Raw genomic sequence first — 2671 nt, 5'->3', positions numbered from 1 at the left:
CGCCGGGCCAGCCAGTCGGCGAGTCCGCCGGCGGGGGCCTCCCGGGGGTCGAGCTGGAGGAAGTCGGCACCACCGGTTGTGGACCTGTCGACCTGCCACTGATTGGACCTGTGCACCGGTCCATTGTGCCCGGGAGGGTGGGGCCATGACCACGAGCACCCCGCGGCCCACCGCCGTCCGCGCCGACACCGGCCCCGTCCACGGCTACGTCCACGGCTACTCCCCCACCGAGGCCCGACGACTCGGCGACCAGGCCGACACGCTGGCAGGCCTCCTCCACGCCGGCACCACCTATCCGCCCGGCAGCCGGGTCCTGGAGGCCGGGTGCGGCGTCGGCGCGCAGACGGTGCACCTGCTGGACTCCAGCCCGGGCGTGCTGCTGACCGCCGCCGACCTCTCGGCGGACTCGCTCGCGCAGGCGCGGGCCCGGGTCGCCGCGCACGCGCCCGGGGCGAACGTCCGCTGGCACCACGGAGATCTGCACCGCCTGCCCTTCGCCGACGGCTCCTTCGACCACGTCTTCGTCTGCTTCGTGCTGGAGCACCTCGCCGATCCGACGGCGGCCCTGGCCGCGCTGCGCCGGGTGCTGCGCCCCGGCGGCACCCTGACCGTGATCGAGGGCGACCACGGCACGGCCTGCTTCCACCCGCTCGGCGAGGCCGCGCGGCGGGTCGTCGACCACCTGGTCCGGCTCCAGGCGGACGGCGGCGGTGACGCGCTCATCGGGCGGCGGCTGTACCCGCTGCTCACCGGCGCCGGTTTCCGGGACGTCGTGGTGGGTCCGCGCACGATGTCCGCCGACGGCGCCCGGCCCGCGCTGGCCGAGACCTTCACCCGGCGCACCTTCATCGCGATGGTCGAGGCGGTGCGGGACGACGCGGTCGCGGCCGGACTCACCACGGCCGGGGCGTTCGACCACGGTGTCGCCGAGCTGCGCCGCACGGCGGAACCGGGCGGGACCTTCCACTACACCTTCTTCAAGGCGGTCGCGGTCAACCCCTGAGCGGCCCGCCTTGGAGCGGTCAGCCACTGAGCGGCCGCCCCCGTCGGCCCGCCCTACTCCACGTCGTCCCCGAGGGTGCCGAGCACCACGCGCAGGGCGTCGATGAACGCGGCGGTCCGCGCCTCGTCCAGCCCGGCGAGGACGCGGCGCTCGGTGGCGAGGTGGTCGGGCAGGGCGCGGTCCATCAGGGCGTACCCCTCCTCGGTGAGGGCAACGTCGCGGCTGCGGCCGTCGGACCCGCTGGGGGTGCGGGTGACCAGGCCGCGCGCCTCCAGCCGGTCGAGGCGCTGGCTGATCGCCCCGGAGGTGACCATCGCCGAGCGCATCAGGCCGGTCGGGGTGAGCCGGTAGGGCGGGCCGCTGCGGCGGAGGGTGGCGAGCACGTCGAAGGAGGCGAAGTCGAGGTCGTGCCGGGCGAAGGTCTCCTTCAGTTCGGCGTCGACCAGGCGGCTCAGCCGCTTGAGGCGGCCGATCACCTCCATGGGGGAGACATCGAGGTCCGGACGCTCGGCGCCCCACTGCCGGACCACCCGGTCCACATGATCTTCGCGTTCTGCCATGCGCTCCAGCCTAAACGATGCCTTAGCGGTGAGATACCTCACAGCTCCCGCCCCCCCTCCCCCGGTTCAGATTCCTTAGCACTGAGATACATTGGCTTAGTGCTAAGGAATCGACTCGCCATCGTGCTGATCACCGCCCTCGCCCCCGCCATCTGGGGCTCCACCTACCTCGTCACCACCGAGCTGCTGCCGCCCGGGCGCCCGCTGCTCGCCGGAGTCCTCCGCGCCCTGCCCGCAGGGCTGCTCCTCATCGCGTTCACCCGCCGCCTGCCTAAGGGCGAATGGTGGTGGCGCTCGCTCGTCCTCGGCGCCCTGAACATCGGCGTCTTCTTCGCGCTCCTCTTCGTCGCCGCCTACCGCCTGCCCGGCGGGGTCGCCGCCACCGTCGGCGCCGTCCAGCCGCTGATCGCCGCCGGCCTCTCGGCCGCGCTCCTGGGCGACCGCCTCTCCGCGCGCACCCTGCTCTCCGGCATCGCCGGCGTGGCGGGCGTCAGCCTGCTCGTGCTGCGCTCCAACGCCGAGCTGGACGCCCTCGGCATCGCGGCCGCGCTCGGCGGCGCGGTGGTGATGGCCACCGGCGTCGTCCTCTCCAAGCGCTGGACCTCGCCCGCCCCGCTGCTCGCCACCACCGGCTGGCAGCTCACCGCGGGCGGTCTGCTGCTCCTCCCGGTCGCGCTGCTGGTCGAAGGCCCGCCGCCGTCCCACCTCACCGGCGCCAACCTGCTCGGCTACGGCTACCTCAGCCTGATCGGCGCGGCCGTCGCCTACGCGCTCTGGTTCCGCGGCATCCGCGCCCTGCCGCCCACCTCGGTCACCTTCCTCGGCCTGCTCAGCCCCGTGGTCGCCACCGCCCTCGGCTGGCTCGTCCTGGGCCAGGACCTCGCCCCCGTCCAGGCGCTCGGCGCGCTGATCGTGCTCGGCTCGCTCGTCGCCGCGCAGACCCAGCGACCGCGCACCCCGTCGAAGGTCGTCGCCGGGGCACCCGCCACCACCGCCGCCGTCCGCACCCGCCAGTCCGCCTGACCGCCCAACACCCCCAAGGACCCCCCATGCGCATCACCGTGTTCGGCGCGAGCGGCAACGTCGGCAGCCGGGTCGTCGCCGAGGC

3 protein-coding genes are annotated in these 2671 nt (G+C 74.5%); 2 read left to right on the top strand and 1 reads right to left on the bottom strand.

Annotation, left to right across the window (positions count from 1 at the left end; translation table 11 throughout):
* Positions 1–145 precede the first annotated feature (145 nt).
* Positions 146–1003, top strand: coding sequence for a methyltransferase domain-containing protein (locus ABD308_RS29665; RefSeq protein ID WP_344341585.1), 858 nt, complete (start codon positions 146–148; stop codon positions 1001–1003).
* A 53-nt stretch (positions 1004–1056) separates the two neighbouring features.
* Here ABD308_RS29665 and ABD308_RS29660 read toward each other — a convergent pair whose 3' ends face one another.
* Positions 1057–1563, bottom strand: a complete 507-nt coding sequence (locus ABD308_RS29660; protein WP_344341582.1) for a MarR family winged helix-turn-helix transcriptional regulator — start codon at positions 1561–1563, stop codon at positions 1057–1059.
* A 99-nt stretch (positions 1564–1662) separates the two neighbouring features.
* Between ABD308_RS29660 and ABD308_RS29655 the strand changes: the two genes are divergently transcribed.
* Positions 1663–2586: an EamA family transporter gene (locus ABD308_RS29655; RefSeq protein ID WP_344341579.1), complete on the top strand. Its 924-nt coding sequence runs from the start codon at positions 1663–1665 to the stop codon at positions 2584–2586.
* The last annotated feature ends 85 nt before the right edge of the window (positions 2587–2671 follow it).

The sequence above is a fragment of the Kitasatospora putterlickiae genome, from assembly GCF_039527695.1.
GTDB lineage: Bacteria > Actinomycetota > Actinomycetes > Streptomycetales > Streptomycetaceae > Kitasatospora > Kitasatospora putterlickiae.
Note: the sequence above shows the minus strand (reverse complement) of the source record. Positions and strands in the feature narration are given on the sequence as shown.

What these genes read in the sequence shown, in the direction of transcription:
- ABD308_RS29665 (WP_344341585.1), top strand. Translation starts at nt 146, where the DNA reads ATGACCACGAGCACCCCGCGGCCCACCGCCGTCCGCGCCGACACCGGC.
- ABD308_RS29660 (WP_344341582.1), bottom strand. Translation starts at nt 1,563, where the DNA reads ATGGCAGAACGCGAAGATCATGTGGACCGGGTGGTCCGGCAGTGGGGC.